Here is a 14907-nt window from a genome sequence, read left to right on the forward strand (position 1 = left end):
GGTGTCGCGGACGAGGGGCCGCCCGGAGAGGCGGACGGGTACGAGTCTGCGGACGAGTAGGGGCGACGGGTGACCGATCCGGCGGAGCCGATGATCAACTTTTCGGTCCACCAGGCCCGGGCCGGCGCCGCCGGGGCGCCCGAGGACTTCGAGCAGATGCTCGCCCTGCTGGTCCAGGCCACCTCCGGCGAGGCGAACCTCGTCTTCGCCAACCCGGGCGACTGGGGCATCGACGTTCTGGTCGGCGACCTGCACGGCCAGGTGTCGATCTGGCAGGCGAAGTACTTCATCCGTGGGGTCGGCGAGAGCCAGCGGCGACAGATCGAACACTCGCTCAGGTCGGCGCTGAACGCAGCCTCCGCCGACGGGCACCGGATCGCCCGCTGGGTGCTCTGCATCCCGTCCAGCATGGACGCCCCCACCACCCGGTGGTGGCACCGGTGGCGGACCGAGCGCCAGCGAGACGTGCCGCGCATCGAACTGTGGGACGAGACCGAGCTGCGCCGGTTGCTGCTGCAGCCGGCAGCCGCTCACGTCCGGCGGCACTACTACAACCCGTACCGGCAGGACCGGGCGTCGGAGGAGAGTACCCCCGGGGTACGGCCACTTCCAGCTCCGGAGGAGGAGAGCGCCTGGCGGCCCGGGGCGGAACACCGGCTGGGCGGGGCTGTCCACCTGCTGCACGAGGGTACGACCGAACAAAGCGCCCCCGACCGGTCCTGGACCTGGCGGGAGACGACCGCGGACCGGATCGAACCGGACATCGGCCGGGTCCGGCTCCGGCAACTCCACGTCCACCGGCCGATGCCCGCTGCCGAGCAGCGGCGCGCCGCGTTGCGTGCCCAGGCCGCCCTGCTGGCCCGACTCGGTGGGCGGTGCGGCCTGCCGAGGCTGCTCGACGTCGTCGAGCGGGCGGAGAGCATCACCCTCGTTACCTCCCTGCCGCCCGGCCGGCCGTGGACCGAGGTCTTCGGCCCGGGTCCGATCCCCGTCGACCGGCTCACCACAGCCGATGTGCTCACCGCCGCCGTCGACCTCTGCACCGGCCTACGGGCACTGCACGAGCGTGGCCACAGTCATCGGGCGATCAGCCCGGAGGGCATCATGGTCGACCGTCAGCGCTGCTACCTGCGGGACGTCGGGTTGGCGGCCGTACCGGCCGGACCGGGGGAGGGCGACGGCCGGTACCGCGCACCGGAGCAGCACCGGCGACCGTACGCCGTCGACGGGCGTACCGACGTCTACCAACTCGCCGCGGTCGTCTACCACACTGTCACCGGCCACCCGCCGGCCGGGAACCTGACCCCGCCGGTACGCGCCACGCTGGCCGACTTCCCGGAGCCGCTCGACCAGGCGCTGCGCCGCGCACTCGACGAGGACCCCGAACGGCGTCCGGCCACCATCCAGGCCCTCGCGGACGCGCTGCGGTCCGGCCGCCGCGAACTGTCGCAGCCCCGACCGGACCAGCCCTGGCCGGACCTCCATCCGGGGCGGGCGGGATGACCGCCCGAACCGTGCCGCTGCCCGGCCCGGTGGCGGTGATCCCATCACCGAAGGCCGCGCAGAAACTGGCCGTCCAGCAGCGCCGGTCCGGTAACCGGGGCGGCGGGCCCGGCGACGTCGCCGGCCTCACCGACGTGGTGGCGGAGATCGACCGGCTGTCCCGGGCCGGTACCCTGCCCGCCCGGGTCGAGGGCGACGATCCGCAGCGACTGGTCGTCTACACGTCCCGGCACATGGTGTCGTTGTATCTGACCCGCCGGGGGGACGCGTACTCGCTCGGGCATCTGACGCCACTGAACTTCCGCGACCAGGAGCGGCTGCTCCGGGGCGCGCTGCTGTTGCACTGCCCGGCCGGCTGGTGGGCGTACCACCAGGTGCGGGACGTACCGCCGGGGTGGTCCGGGCACTGGCCGGCCATCGCCGGGGCGTGGCGGGCCGCGGCCGTGACGTCCCCGCCGCCGACCCTGGCGCCGCATCACCTGGCCTGGCTCGACCTGTTGACCGAGGTGGTCGGGGCGACCCGCGACATCGAGATCGAGCGGCAGCGCACCGGGCGACCGGTGCCCTACCGGCGGGTCACGACAGCCCGGGAGGAGCGGCACTCGGCGCGCGGCGTCTACGCCTTCCACCTCCCGCGTCCCGCGTCAGCGCTGGCGGTCGGTGCCGCCGTTTACCTGGTCGACGAACCGGAGCTACGCGGCCGGGTGCGGGACGTCCGGGACCGCCAAATTGTCGTACGGTTCGACACCGCCGTCGACTACCGGCGTATTCCGCCGCAGGGCGCGCTCCAGACCCAGCCCAGTGACCGCGTGTACCGGGCGCAGCTCGATGCCCTCGACGCGCTGCGCCGGCGCGAGATGGTGAACCCGTACCTGCTGGCGAATCTGGTGGACCGGTGGCTCCAGCCCTACCAGCCCGACCACACCGCGACGCCCCGGGAGCCGCTCGACGCGGGACAGTTGGCCGCTCTCCGGCGGGCCCTGACCGTGCCGGACCAACTGCTGGTGCTCGGACCACCGGGCACCGGCAAGACCCGGACCATCACGGAGATTGCCGCCGCCTGCGTCGCCCGCGGGCAGCGGGTGCTGGTCACCTCGCATACCAATCGGGCGGTTGACAACGTACTGGAACGGTTGCCGGCCGAGGTGCGGGCGGTGCGGGTCGGCAACGAGGACGCCATGACCAGCGAGGCCCGGGGCTTCATGGTGGAGAAACAGGTCGACGCGCTGCGCGCGGAGATTCTCGCGGCGACCGACGGCGCCGCGTCCCGGCTGGCCGCCTTCCGCGGCACCGACGCGCCGCTGGCTCGCTGGCAGGAGTTCCTGACGTCGCAGGTCGCGGCGGCGAACCAGCGAGACGCCGAGGTACGTGCGCACACGGCGTCGATCGACGCCCTGGTCGAGCGGCTGATGGCGCCGCTCGCGGCGGCGATGGCGGGGGCCGTGGCCACGGTGACCCGGACCGGGGCGGAGATCCACGCGATCACCGGACTGTTGGAGACCGCCCGCCGTCGGCACGCGGCGGCGGACGCGCGGTCCCGTACCGGATGGTTCGCCTTCTTCTTCAGCTGGCTGGCCCAGCGGCGGTGGCGGCGGGTACAGGAACTGGAGGAGGGGCGGTCGCGGCTGCGCGTGGCGCTCGCGGAGGCGGAGTCGACCCGGGCAGCCCTGCGGGCCCGGATCGACGACGCGGTCAACCGGGATCCGGAGGCGGCACGCCTGCTCGCCGCCCGCGACGGCGCCGCCGCGGCGGGCCAGCAGGCGATCCGCGAGGCGGAGCGGGCCGCCACCATGATCGGGAACGCCCTGCGGGCGGTCGTACCGCTGCCCGACGGACCACCCGCCGAGCCGGCCGGCTGGCAGCGCCACGCCGAGGCGCTCGGCCAGGCGGTGGATCTGGCCCGACGCCGGGCGGCCCTGCTCGACGAATGGCGGGCTCGGGTACGCGAACCCGGTGAGGACCTGCACCGGGAGACGGTCCGGTACGCCGACGTGGTCGCCGCTACCTGCATCGGCACCGCCACCACCCCGCTGCTCGCCGGCCTCGACTTCGACCTGGCGATCGTCGACGAGGCCGGGCAGATCTCCACCCCGAACCTGCTCGTGCCGCTGGTCCGGGCCCGGCGCAGCGTCCTCGTCGGCGACCACCACCAGCTGCCGCCGTTCCTGGACGACGAGGTCAAGGGATGGGCGGAGAATCTCGCCAGGTCGCCGGACGCAGCCGCCGGCAGGGCGGGGGAGATCGGTGACCTGTTGCGGCGCAGCGCCTTCGAGCGGCTGTACCTGGACGCCGGTGACGGGCACCGGGTGATGCTCACGACGCAGCGGCGGATGCCGGAGCCGGTGGCCCGCTTCGTGTCGGAGGCGTTCTACTCCAACGTGCTGGAGACCGAGCACGCCGGTGACCACCACGACCCGATCTTCGCCCAGCCGTTCGCGATGGTGGACACAAGTGACCAGGCCGCTGCCGTACGGGCCGAGCGGGCCGGCGGCAGCGAGGAGTGGGGCCGGCGGGGGTACGTCAACGACCTGGAGGCCAGAATCATCACCGACCTGGTCACCGGCTACGTCCACCACTACCCGGACTGGGCGGTGATCGTGCCGTACCGGGCCCAGGTCGACCTGGTCTCCGAACTGCTCGCCAAGTCGCTCGGCGACGCCGCCGCGGTCGCGGACCGGGTCGGCACCGTCGACTCCTTCCAGGGCGGCGAACGGGACCTCGTCGTCTACGGCTTCACCCGCAGCAACAGCAGGGGAGAGGTGGGCTTCCTGCGGGAGCTGCGCCGGATCAACGTCGCGCTCACCCGGGCCCGTCGGCAGCTTGTCGTGATCGGCGACGCCAGCACACTCCGGGCCGCCCGCGACGAACCGTTCGCCGAGCTGTTCCGGTTGCTGGCCGCCCACCTGGCGCACTCCGGCGACCTGCGGCGCTCGCGGGAGTTCACGGGTCGGCTGGCCGAACTCGCCCGGGAGCGCGGATGAGCCCGGCGGTCGCCCGGGGGCGGCAGGTCTATCCGGCGCGTCGCGCGGTGGAGCACGCCGTCGCCCTCGACGGCGTACGGCCGCTGCGGCTTTTTCCCGTGTTGTGGCCACTGTGGCAGGTCGAGACGACCGCGAACGTCTACGACGAGCAGGCGTACGAGGTGATCGACTGGTTTGTCGTCCGTGCGGTCCGGGAGGCCGGTTTCCACCGGGTCGACGACCTCGCCCGGTTCTTCGGCACACCGGTTCCGCTGGTTCGGCGCTGTCTGGCGTTCCTGGAGGTGATCGGGCACCTGCGGGTCGAGGCGGACGCCGTACGGTTGACCGACCTCGGCCACCGTGCCGCCGCCGCCGGCATCCGCTATGTGCCGAAGGAAAGCCGCCAGGACCTGTACGTCGAGCAGTACAGCGCCCAGCCGCTGCCCCGCCGTTACTACCAGGGCTCGGTGCCGATCTTCGCCACGCCGGAGGTGCCGGAGGACCGGCTCGGCGACCGGAGCCGGTTCCAACCACTGTTCGCCCCGACCGCGTTCCAGCCGTCGATCGTCGAGGAACTCGCCCGGCGTCCGGACCGGACCGAGTTCAACCTGCCTCGGCTGCTGCGCGAGCTGAGCGTGCTGCGCCACCACGACGCCTTCCTGCCGGCGTACGTGGTCGAGACCGCGGACCGGGGACTCCTCGTCTACACGGCGGTGGCGGCCGAGCGGGACAGCCTGTTCGAGGAGGTCTGCCGGCAGGTGCCGACCATCCGGAACATGATCAGCGCGGAGGAGCGCGGCGACCCCCGGGAGATCTGGACCGCCTGGCTCGCGGAGGGCCGGGCGGGCCGGGGCACGTTGCGTCAACTACCGAACGGGGTGTGGCGGGCCACCCTACGGGCCGACGCCTTCGGCCCGGACGCCCGGCTGCCGCTGACCCGGGTCGGCTCGTTCGAGCTGCGTAAACGGCACTTCCTGCAACTCTGGTGCGACGACGCCGGGGTGCGCCGCCAGGCGGTGGTGGAGCGGGCCCTGAACATGACCCGAACCGCCGACATCGAGACCGGGGCGGAGTTCCGCCGGAGGATCGCGGGGCTGGCCCGGCAGTTGGAGGTTCCCGCGCCGACCCTGGACGAGCTGCGGCGGTACGGCCGGGAACACAAGCGGTACGCCCAGTTGGCCCGCCTGGACGTACTCGAATGATCGGAGCGGACGACGTGACCGATCGCGGCGGACGGGGAGGCCTGGCGGACGAGCAACGCCGCTGGGACGAGGAGGACGAGCAGCGCTGCTGTGCCGAAGATGCCTTCGGGGTCTACGACTGACCGACGTGGCGACGTACCGCCGGGGACGGACCGTGGTGGCGGGGTACCCCGCCGGTGGGAACCGAGGTTCCGCACCGGCGGCGGCACGGGGTAGCGGTGGTCAGCGGCGGGGCCTCGGCGCTGCGTCGGCGCGTCCTGCGTCCTGCCGGCGGGTTCAGCTACGGGAGCGCGGCAGGCAGCACTTCTTGTACTTGAGGCCCGAGCCGCACCAGCACGCCTCGTTCCGCTCCGGCGGCCAGGGGATCAGCGCGGCGGGTCGGGGCGCCACCTCCCGGGCGTAGCCGGCCCGGACCTCGGGGTCGGTCAGCTCGGCGCCGGTACGGCCGGCGTACCCGGTCAACCCGTCGACGGTGCCGGCCGGTACGGTCAGCCCGCCGCGCCCGGTGTTGGCCTGTCGAACGAGTTCCCGTTCCAGCCGGGCCCGGTGCTCGTCCCAGTCCGCCCCGGTCAGGTCCGGGTGGTCGGCGACCAGCCGGTCGAACTCGCCCTGGGGGAAGAAGAGCAGGTCGGTCCCGCCGGTCTGCTGCTGCTGTTCGGCCCGGCGGACGAGCTGGGTCTCCAGCCGGTCCGCGAGGTCGTCGTTGCGGTCGTGCGGCAGGTTGAGGTTGCGGCGTACCCGGTGCCGCTGCTGCAGCAGGAAGAAGAGGATGCCGGGCGCCTCCGGCGTGCCGGCCTCCACCGCCACGTCCTCGGCGGCGGTGGTGCCGGTGGCCGAGGCGCGTTCGCCGAGCAGCGTGTCGACCGCGTCGCTCAGCCACTCCTCGGCAGTGCCGCTACGCCCGCCCGCGTCCAGCGACGCGCTGAGGTACGCGGCGGCGTCGGGCTCGCGGGTGAGCAGCGGACGCAGCGCGGTCAGCTCCGCCATCGCCTCGTCGACCCGGTCGGGGGTGCGGAACAGGAGCCGGGCCCGCAGTGCCCGGGCGAAGCCGGCCCGGGGATCGTCCGGGTCCGGGTACGCCGAGACAGCCCGCTCCGCGTACCGGAGTGCGGCGTCCAGCTTCGCCCGGACCTCGGCGATCTCGGCGGCCAGGGTCAGCGCGTCCCCGGCGTCGTCCGGGTCGGCCAGCCGGCCCTGCTCGGCGGCCTCGGCCAGCTCGGCGGCGATCCCGAGCGGGTTCGCGGCGCCGAGCGCCGAGCGGCGGAATTCCTCGAGGTCAGCGCTGGTGATCACGTCTTTCGTCGGCACGGTCTCACGGTACGTCGGAGAACGGCCCGAACACCGGCTGATCACCTGTTACGCCCATCTCAAGGACCCAGGCGAGGGCCCGGCTCAGCCGGCGGTGTGGTGGCCGGCCTTGATGACGTCGTCGTACTCGCTGCGCCGGGCGTGGTAGGCGGCCCCCAGGTACGCCTCGGTGTCCGCGCCGACCGGCAGCCGCATCGGCGGCGACTCCAGCCGGCTGAGCCGCCACACCACCTCGGCGAAGAGTTTCGGCGAGTTGATCTCGGGGTTGGTGTTCATCCCACGCAGTGCGCCGAGCGTGCCGTCGCTGACACGGGTGTAGTCGTCGATCCGGGTCTCCGGCAGCACCATCTTGCTGCTGTACGCGGTGGCGAAGCCGCCCGGCTGCAGGATGGTCACCTTCACCCCGAGGTGGCCGGCCTCGGCGGCCAGCGACTCCGCGGCCCCCTCCAGCGCGCACTTGCTCGCGTTGTACGCGGCGAGTCCCGGAAACGGCACCATGCCGGCCACCGAGCTGACGAAGAGCACGTGCCCGGACCGTTGGGCCCGCCACAGCGGCAGCACCGCCCGGGTCAGCCGCCACGGCCCGAAGACGTTGGTGGCGAACTGGTCGGCGAGTTCGGTGTCGGAGATCTCCTCCAGGGTGCCGAACTGGCCGTAGGCGGCGTTGTTGACCAGGATGTCGACGCCGCCGAAGGCGTCCACCGCCAGGTCGACGGCGGCCTGGCACTGCGCCGGGTCGCGTACGTCCAGCCCGGCCGCCCGGACCGTGCCCGGGTGGCGGGCGACCAGGTCCGCCAGGGTCTCTGGTCGGCGGGCCGTGGCCACCACCTGGTCTCCCTCGGCGGCGAGCCGCTCCACCAGCGTCCGACCGAGCCCACTCGAACACCCCGTGACCAACCAACGCCGTGTGTTCACCCTGACCGCCCCATCCGGAAAGTGAAATCTCGTCGCAGCGTGTCAGGGTGACGGGTGCGGGGGAAGTGACTCCGCTGTCGTCTATTGGATACGTCGGATCTCCTCGGTGCCGTGGTACGGGGGCGGCGGATCAGCTGTCCGATCCGCCGTGGCGTGGAACGGGGCGGCGTCAGCTGTCGGTGCCCAGGCCGGACTGGGCGGCGAGCAGCGCCAGCCGGATCCGGTTGCCGGCCCCCGTCTTCGCCAGCAGGCTCGTCACGTGGGTCTTGACCGTGGTCACCCCGACGTGCAGACGCTCGGCGATTTCCCGGTTGGACAGTCCCGCCCCGACCAGCGCCAGCACGTCCCGCTCCCGACCGGTCAGGCAGTCCGGCAGCGACCCCGCCGGTACCTCGCCGAGCCGGGCCCGGACCGCCTGGTCGACCAGTCGACGCAGCACGGTCGGGCTGAACGGCGTCTCGCCGGCTGCCGCCGTACGGACCGCGGTCAGCAGCTCCTCCGGGGTGGCGTCCTTGACCAGGAAACCGCAGGCGCCGGCGGCCAACGCCGGAAAGAGGTGCTCGTCGTCGTCGAAGGTGGTCAGCACCACCACCCGGACCGCCGGTCGGCTGGCGTGGATCCGGGCCGTCGCCGTCGTACCGTCGACCACCGGCATCCGCAGGTCCATCAGCACCACGTCCGGCGCCACCTGCTCGGTGAGCCGGATCGCCTGCTGGCCGTTCTCCGCCTCGCCGACCACGGTCATGTCCGGCGCGGAGTCGCAGAGCATCCGCAGCCCGGCCCGGACCAGCCGCTGGTCGTCGACGAGCAGGACCCGGATCACGGCCGGGCCCCCGCCGGCAGCACGGTCCGCAGCCGCCATCCGTCGCCGGCCGGCCCGGCGCTGAGGACGCCGCCGAGCAGTTCGACCCGTTCCCGCATGCCGGTCAGCCCGTGGCCCGTGCCGGTCAGGCTGTGACCGGGTTCGGCGGGTGGTCCGGGCGGCTCCGAGCGGCGCGCACTCCGCCCCGGACCGGCGCCGTCGTCGCTGATCTCCCAGTGCACGTCGCCGTCGACCATCCGTACGCTGACCCGGGCCCGGGCGCTCGGGCCGGCGTGTCTGGTCACGTTGGCCAGGCCCTCCTGGGTGAGCCGCAGCACGGCCAGCCCGCGTACGGTGTCCAGCGTCGACACCGCCGGGTCGATCGTGACGTCCACGGTCAGTCCGGTCTTCACCGCCCGGTCCACCGTCTCGGCCAGCGCCTGCGGCAAGGCGCCCGGCTCGATCGGGACGTATCCGGTCCCGCCGGGCGCCGTCGCGGGGTTCCGCAGCACCGTCACCAGCCGACGCAGGTCCGCCAGGGCGCTGCTGCCGCTGTGGTGCAGGTCGTCGAAGACCTCGGTGACCCGGGGGTCGGCGTCGCGCAGCACGTGCCGGGCGACGCCGACCCGGAGCACCATCGACGCGACGTGGTGGGCGACCAGGTCGTGCAGTTCCCGGGCGATGGCGGCGCGTTCGCTGGTCCGGGCCGCGGTCGCCTCCACCGCCACCCGCTGCTCGGCCTGTCGGGCGAGTTGCCGCCCGGAGCGGAGGTTCATCCCGATCAGCAGCGGCACCCCCACCGTGAGGGCGATGCCGTAGAGCCAGGTCGGCAACTCGGCCGGCAGGTTGTCGAGCGAGTCGACCAGATAGCCGGCGAGTACCGCCGCCGTTCCGACGGCCAGTTGTCGGCCCGGCACCCGCAGCGACAGCTCGAGGACCGCCCAGCTGGCGCCGACCTGGGGTACGACCGGTTCGGCCTGACCGAACCAGCCGGCGAGACCGAACACCAGCGCCGCGTAGAGCGCGCTGACCAGCGGCCACCGTACGCCGACCGGGCTGCAGGCGAGGGCGGCGGCGGCGAACGCCCAGTCGAGCGGGGTGTACGGCTCGGTGTCGTGTGGGCGCAGCAGCAGGTATCCGACGCCGCTCAGCCCGAGCAGGGTCAGCCGCAGCCAGGCGTACCGGTCGTCGAAGAGCCGCGACACCAGACGGGGGACCACGGTGTCAGCCTAGGTCGGCGGGCCGCGCCGAGGACAGCCCGCCGATCGGCGAACCCGGCCCGGCGGTGGCCGGGCCCGCCGTCCGACCGTCGACCGGGCCCGCCGTCCGACCGTCGACCGGAGCGGGCCGCAGGTGCCGGACGAGCAGGTAGCCGAGTACGCCGAGTGGCGCGAGCAGGATGGTCAGCACCAGCAGCGGCGCCGTCACCAGTGACGGGAGACCGCGTTCCCGGCTGTCGAGGTACATCCACCGGCCGAGGAAGAGGTCGAAGGCGATGAAGTGCGCCCAGCCGGCCGCCGCGACGGCCGGTACCGCCAGCGCGCCGGCCACTCCGTCCAGTGTGGGCCGGGTGACGACCGGCCACAGCACGTCCAGGTGCGGTACGGCGAGGACCGCGTAGACCACGATCGGTGGTGCGACGATCCACGGCGAGCTGACGATCCGGCGGGTCCACGACCAGCCCGGGGCCAGGACCATCAGCGCCCAGAACGGCGCGGCCAGCGCGAACACCAGGGTGAAGAGGAGTTCGGTCACGCGGGCACCTCGGTCCGGTCGTCCGGGGCCGCCGGCACCGCCGCCGGCGGCCGACGCAGCGCGAAGAGTACGCCGACGGCGGTGAGCGCCGCGAGCAGACCGGCTGCGGTCAGGGTGGCGCCGTCCGGGTGGATCAGCGGCTGGCCGCGCAGCGCCTGCCAGGTCACCAGCGCGACCAGACCGGCGTACGCGGTCGCGGCCACCAGGATCAGGCGTAGCCGTACCCGGTCGTCACGCAGCCGGCGGACACGTCGGCCGAGCAGCCCGAGTGTGATGGCGATCAGCGGTAGCAGTTGCAGGGCGTGCATTCCGATGAAGTGCGGAATCCGCAGGTCGCCGCCGGTGGTGCTCCAGCCGGTGAGCCACATGCCGGGGCCGCCGTCGGCCACGCCGACGCTGTGCGCACCCACCAGCGTGACCGGGTCGGCGGCCTCCTGCTCGGGGGTCGGCAGCACCATCAGGTACCCGAGTCCCATCCCGACCAGCGCGATGAGCAGGCCCAGCCGCAGCGTCCAGGCGATCGTCCGATCGGGCATCCGTTGGATCATAAGCAGTACGGCGAGCACCAGCGTGGCCGTGTAGACCACGATGATCATCAAGGCCATTGCCGCGAAGATCGTGATGTCCAGGGTGGTGGCGGCGTTGAAGTGGCTCTGTCGGCCCCGGGCGGCCTGTAGGAAGATCAGTAAGGTCTCCACCAGGCCGAGCGCGGCGACCATGGTGCCGGCCCACCAGGCGACCCGCCGGCCGCGCTGCATCAGCGAGATCATCCAGGCCAGCGTCACGGTGTAGATGACAAACGAGACGGCGAACTTGAACGGCTTGAGCCAGATCGGCGCGCCGACCAGGATCCGGTCGTCGACGACCAGCCCGACCAGGGCGAAGAACCCGAGTGCCGTCATCGTGGCGGCGACGTACATGAGTGGCGGATGCCAGCGGACGGCCTGTCGCAGGGAGGCGGTGGGAGAAGTCATGTCCTCACGATCGCGGGGGCGGCGCCCCGGCACACCCGTCCCGTGGTCCCGGACACCGGCCCTCGGAACGAACCCGCCTCCTCCTTCGGTAGGAGGCGCCGGCTCCGCCCTCGGGTTTTCGGGTGATTGGCGGCGCATTCCCCGTTCCGGTATTGATTCGCCTGTCGGTCGAGCCGTCGACTAGGTGGAATTTCCATCGTCTCGTCGGACGGGTGGAGCCGGTTCGCGCCGCTCCACAAGGGACACGATGTATCGACGGAGGATAGTTGATCAGATAGGCTCGTCGCGTTATCCGGAACAATTCCGGAAGGCGCGCGGCGGGCGTCGCGTTTCCCGGAACCGGCCCACTCTTCGGTGCACCGTCCCCGGTGCAGGAGGTGATGTGCCCGTGGTCGAGGGTCCCACCATCGGCGTGCTCACCATGTCCGTCGGCTGCGACTACTTCGGCAGCATCCTCGGTGGGATCGCCCGTACGGCGGCGGCGGTGGGCGGCCGGATGATCGCGATCCAGACGCTCGGCGCGGGCACCTTCGACTTCGATCCGCCGGAGCCGCCGGATTTCGGTTATCCGGTGGCCTGGGAGCACGTCTCCGCGTTTGTCGTCATCCTCAACTCCGCGTCGTTGTCATACCTCGAGGCGATCCGGCGTTCCGGCAGACCGGTTGTCATGATCAGTGAGGAGATGCCGGGTTTCCCCTGTCCGGTGGTCCTTCCCGACAACCGTACGGGTGTCCGGGAGGCCGTCCACCATCTTGTCGCGCACGGCCACCGGGACATCGCGTTTGCCGGATTCCTGGAACCGCCCGATCTGCGGGAGCGGTACGCCGCGTACCGGGACGCGCTCGTCGAATGCGGCATCACGCCCCGAGCCGATCTCCACTTCGACACCGGGGACAACCGGGAGAGCGGCGGGGAACACGCCGCCCGGGCGATGCTCGCCGCCGGCCTCCCGGCGACGGCGGTGGTGACCGGAAACGACCTCAACGCCATCGGTCTGCTCCGTACCCTGCACGAGGCCGGGGTCGACGTGCCACGCGAGCAGGCGGTGGTCGGTTTCGACGACATGGACGGGGTCGTGTATCTCACCCCGAGCCTCTCCACCGTCCGGCAGAGCTTCGACTCGCTGGGGCGGGTCGCGGCGGAACTGGCGCTGCGCGCGCTGGCCGGCGAGGAGGTCGAGTCCCGCGTCTACCGCGTCCCCACGTCCTTCCAACCGCGCGAGTCCTGCGGCTGCCCGGACACGTTGACGCCGGCCACCCTCCCGGCGGTTGTCACGTCCGAGGTCTCCGCCGCCTCCTGCGCTGCGGAGTTGGTGCTGGCGGTGCCACCCAGCCAGGATCCGGCGGACCGGGCCAGCCGGGCCACGATTGCCCGGGCAGGTGCCCTGATCGCTGCCGCGCTGACCGCCACGGCCGACGGCACGCCCGGTCCGGACCTGGTCGAACTCCGCCAGGCGCTGGTCGACCTGCAGACCCGGTACCGGCGTCACCCGGAGGACGTGGTGCAGCTGATGCGGCACATCCGGCGGTTCGGCGGGGAACTGGCCGCCCGGGTCGGGCGCGACGATCGGGACGCCGCCGGACGGGTTCGGGCCGGTACCGAGAACCTGCTGCTGACGCTGGCGCAGAGTCGACCCCGGGCGCGTCGGATCGAAGAGAACGAGTTCCTGACCACGCTCAAGATGCTCTATACGGTCAGTAAGAGCCTGCTGCTCAGCCACGAGCGGGATCCCCGGGGACTGGCCTGGATCCAGGACACCGACGCCCGGGCCGGCTGCCTCGGGCTCTGGTCCGATCGGGACGACGACGCTGGCGCCGACCAGGGTGTCGAGCGGTCCCTGGACGTGGTCGCGATGTTCGAGCGGGACCGCGGGCCGGTGCCGACACCGGCGGAGCCGGTGTCGCCGCACGCCTTTCCGCCGGCCGAGCTGGTCGCACTGGCGGACCTGGACGCCGATCAGATGGTGTACGTGGCGCCGCTGAACATCGGCACGCGGGACTGGGGCATGCTCGCCATCGTCGGGCCCATCGAGGCCGACCGGGAGACCGGCCGGGAGATGATGAACCAGTGGGCGGCACTGCTGGCCATCGCGCTCGACCACGACGACGTGCTGAAGTCCCTGCGTACGCAGGAGGAGCTGATGCGCCGGGCGGCGCTCTACGATCCGCTCACCGGGCTGGCCAACCGGACCCTCTTCCTCGACCGCCTGGAGCAGGCCATCGCCGGGCACATCCGGCAGCCGGACCGGCACTACTCGGTGCTGCTGCTGGACCTCGACGGCTTCAAGTGGGTCAACGACAGTCTCGGGCACCTCGCCGGTGACCGACTGCTCGTCCAGGTCGCGGACCGGATCCGGGCGAGCACCGGGGAGGCAGACGTGGCGGCCCGGTTCGGCGGGGACGAGTTCGCCATCCTGCTGCCCGATCCGCCCGGCGACCCCGGGCCGGTGGTGATGGCGGAACGGATCCGGGCCGCGCTGGACGTACCGTTCCGGCTGGGCGAGGAGGAGTTCGTCGTCTCGGCGAGCATCGGCATCTCCCGCAGCACCGGCGGCTACCGGTGCGCCGAGGACGTGATCCGGGACGCCGACACCGCGATGTACTCGGCGAAGTCGCAGCGTAAGGGCTCACACGCGGTCTTCGACGTCGCGATGCACGAGCGGGTCGTCGGGCGGCTGCGTACCGAGGCGGAACTGCACCGGGCCCTGGAGACCGGGGCCTTCGAACTGCACTACCAGCCGATCGTACGGCTGGACGACGGCCGTACCCACGCCTTCGAGGCGCTGGTGCGCTGGCGGCACCCGGTCCGGGGGCTGGTCGGGCCGGACGACTTCCTGCCGATCGCCGAGGAGAGCGGCCTGATGCCGTCGCTCGGACGGTGGACGCTGGCCGAGGCGTGCCGGCAGATCGCCGCCTGGCGGGCCTGCGGTCTCGCCCCGGACGGGCTGCGGATGAGCGTCAACGTCTCGAACCGGCAGTTCTGGCACACCCGGCTGCTGGCCGACGTCGAGGAGAGCCTGCGGGCGGTGAGCCTCGACCCGTCGGCGTTGATCATCGAGATCACCGAGGGGGTCATCGTGCACGATGTGCCGGCGGCCCGGACGAAGCTCGCCGCCCTGCACGAGATGGGTGTGCAGCTGCACATCGACGACTTCGGCACCGGCTACTCGTCGCTGCAGGCCCTGCACCACCTGACCATCGACGCCTTCAAGATCGACCGGTCGTTCGTGGCGCCGCTCGCCACCGACGGCCGGAGCCGGGAGCTGGTTCGCTCGATCGTCTCGATGGGGCTCAACCTCGGCCTGGAGCTGGTGGCGGAGGGGATCGAGACCCCGGCGCAGCGGGACCAGTTGCGGCGCCACGGCTGCCACCACGGCCAGGGCTACCTCTTCGCCGGGCCGCTCGTCGGGGCGGAGGCCGAGGCGCTCCTGCGGGACGGCGCGCCGGTCGGTATGACGCCACGACTGGCGGTACCCGCCGCCGGTTGAC

11 protein-coding genes are annotated in these 14907 nt (G+C 72.6%); 5 read left to right on the forward strand and 6 right to left on the reverse strand.

Going from position 1 to position 14907, the window contains the following annotated elements; translation table 11 throughout:
• Window positions 1-69: 69 nt before the first annotated feature.
• The 4 genes from ABGB21_RS07995 to ABGB21_RS08010 are packed head-to-tail and all read left to right on the forward strand — an operon-like array spanning window position 70 to window position 5787.
• Window positions 70-1503: a serine/threonine protein kinase gene (locus tag ABGB21_RS07995; RefSeq protein WP_347677100.1), complete on the forward strand. Its 1434-nt coding sequence runs from the start codon at window positions 70-72 to the stop codon at window positions 1501-1503.
• Window positions 1500-4484, forward strand: a complete 2985-nt coding sequence (locus ABGB21_RS08000) for a DEAD/DEAH box helicase family protein (RefSeq protein WP_347655760.1) — start codon at window positions 1500-1502, stop codon at window positions 4482-4484. Before ABGB21_RS07995 ends, ABGB21_RS08000 begins: the two co-directional genes overlap by 4 nt.
• A complete protein-coding gene (locus tag ABGB21_RS08005) occupies window positions 4481-5665 on the forward strand; it encodes a hypothetical protein (protein ID WP_347677102.1) in 1185 nt (394 codons plus the stop codon). Before ABGB21_RS08000 ends, ABGB21_RS08005 begins: the two co-directional genes overlap by 4 nt.
• Window positions 5662-5787: a hypothetical protein gene (locus ABGB21_RS08010; RefSeq protein ID WP_347677104.1), complete on the forward strand. Its 126-nt coding sequence runs from the start codon at window positions 5662-5664 to the stop codon at window positions 5785-5787. The genes ABGB21_RS08005 and ABGB21_RS08010 overlap by 4 nt, the downstream gene beginning before the upstream one ends.
• Window positions 5788-5941: 154 nt before the next feature.
• Here the strand turns inward: ABGB21_RS08010 and ABGB21_RS08015 are convergent, their stop codons facing one another.
• The 6 genes from ABGB21_RS08015 to ABGB21_RS08040 form a co-directional block, all read right to left on the reverse strand.
• Entirely contained in the window at window positions 5942-6973 is a 1032-nt protein-coding gene (locus ABGB21_RS08015; RefSeq protein ID WP_347677106.1) for an SEC-C domain-containing protein, read from the reverse strand.
• A gap of 84 nt (window positions 6974-7057) precedes the next feature.
• Window positions 7058-7888 carry an SDR family oxidoreductase gene (locus tag ABGB21_RS08020; protein ID WP_347655757.1) on the reverse strand — a complete coding sequence of 277 codons (831 nt, stop codon included), beginning with the start codon at window positions 7886-7888 and terminating at the stop codon, window positions 7058-7060.
• A 169-nt stretch (window positions 7889-8057) separates the two neighbouring features.
• Window positions 8058-8711 (reverse strand): response regulator transcription factor, encoded by a 654-nt coding sequence (locus ABGB21_RS08025; protein ID WP_347655756.1) that lies wholly within the window; start codon window positions 8709-8711, stop codon window positions 8058-8060.
• Complete coding sequence (locus tag ABGB21_RS08030; RefSeq protein WP_347677108.1) at window positions 8708-9910, reverse strand: histidine kinase; 1203 nt, start codon at window positions 9908-9910, stop codon at window positions 8708-8710. The genes ABGB21_RS08025 and ABGB21_RS08030 overlap by 4 nt, the downstream gene beginning before the upstream one ends.
• A gap of 4 nt (window positions 9911-9914) precedes the next feature.
• Entirely contained in the window at window positions 9915-10445 is a 531-nt protein-coding gene (locus ABGB21_RS08035) for an ABA4-like family protein (RefSeq protein ID WP_347677110.1), read from the reverse strand.
• A complete protein-coding gene (locus ABGB21_RS08040; protein WP_347655753.1) occupies window positions 10442-11419 on the reverse strand; it encodes a hypothetical protein in 978 nt (325 codons plus the stop codon). Before ABGB21_RS08040 ends, ABGB21_RS08035 begins: the two co-directional genes overlap by 4 nt.
• 388 nt (window positions 11420-11807) lie before the next feature.
• Here ABGB21_RS08040 and ABGB21_RS08045 point away from each other — a divergent pair, with 388 nt between their 5' ends.
• Entirely contained in the window at window positions 11808-14906 is a 3099-nt protein-coding gene (locus tag ABGB21_RS08045) for an EAL domain-containing protein (RefSeq protein WP_347677112.1), read from the forward strand.
• Window position 14907 lies beyond the last annotated feature (1 nt).

Origin of the sequence: Plantactinospora sp. B24E8 (assembly GCF_039871735.1) — a bacterium.
In the GTDB taxonomy this organism is placed as follows: domain Bacteria; phylum Actinomycetota; class Actinomycetes; order Mycobacteriales; family Micromonosporaceae; genus Plantactinospora.

What these genes read in the sequence shown, in the direction of transcription:
- ABGB21_RS08000 (WP_347655760.1), top strand. Translation starts at nt 1,500, where the DNA reads ATGACCGCCCGAACCGTGCCGCTGCCCGGCCCGGTGGCGGTGATCCCA.
- ABGB21_RS08005 (WP_347677102.1), top strand. Translation starts at nt 4,481, where the DNA reads ATGAGCCCGGCGGTCGCCCGGGGGCGGCAGGTCTATCCGGCGCGTCGC.
- ABGB21_RS08010 (WP_347677104.1), top strand. Translation starts at nt 5,662, where the DNA reads ATGATCGGAGCGGACGACGTGACCGATCGCGGCGGACGGGGAGGCCTG.
- ABGB21_RS08040 (WP_347655753.1), bottom strand. Translation starts at nt 11,419, where the DNA reads ATGACTTCTCCCACCGCCTCCCTGCGACAGGCCGTCCGCTGGCATCCG.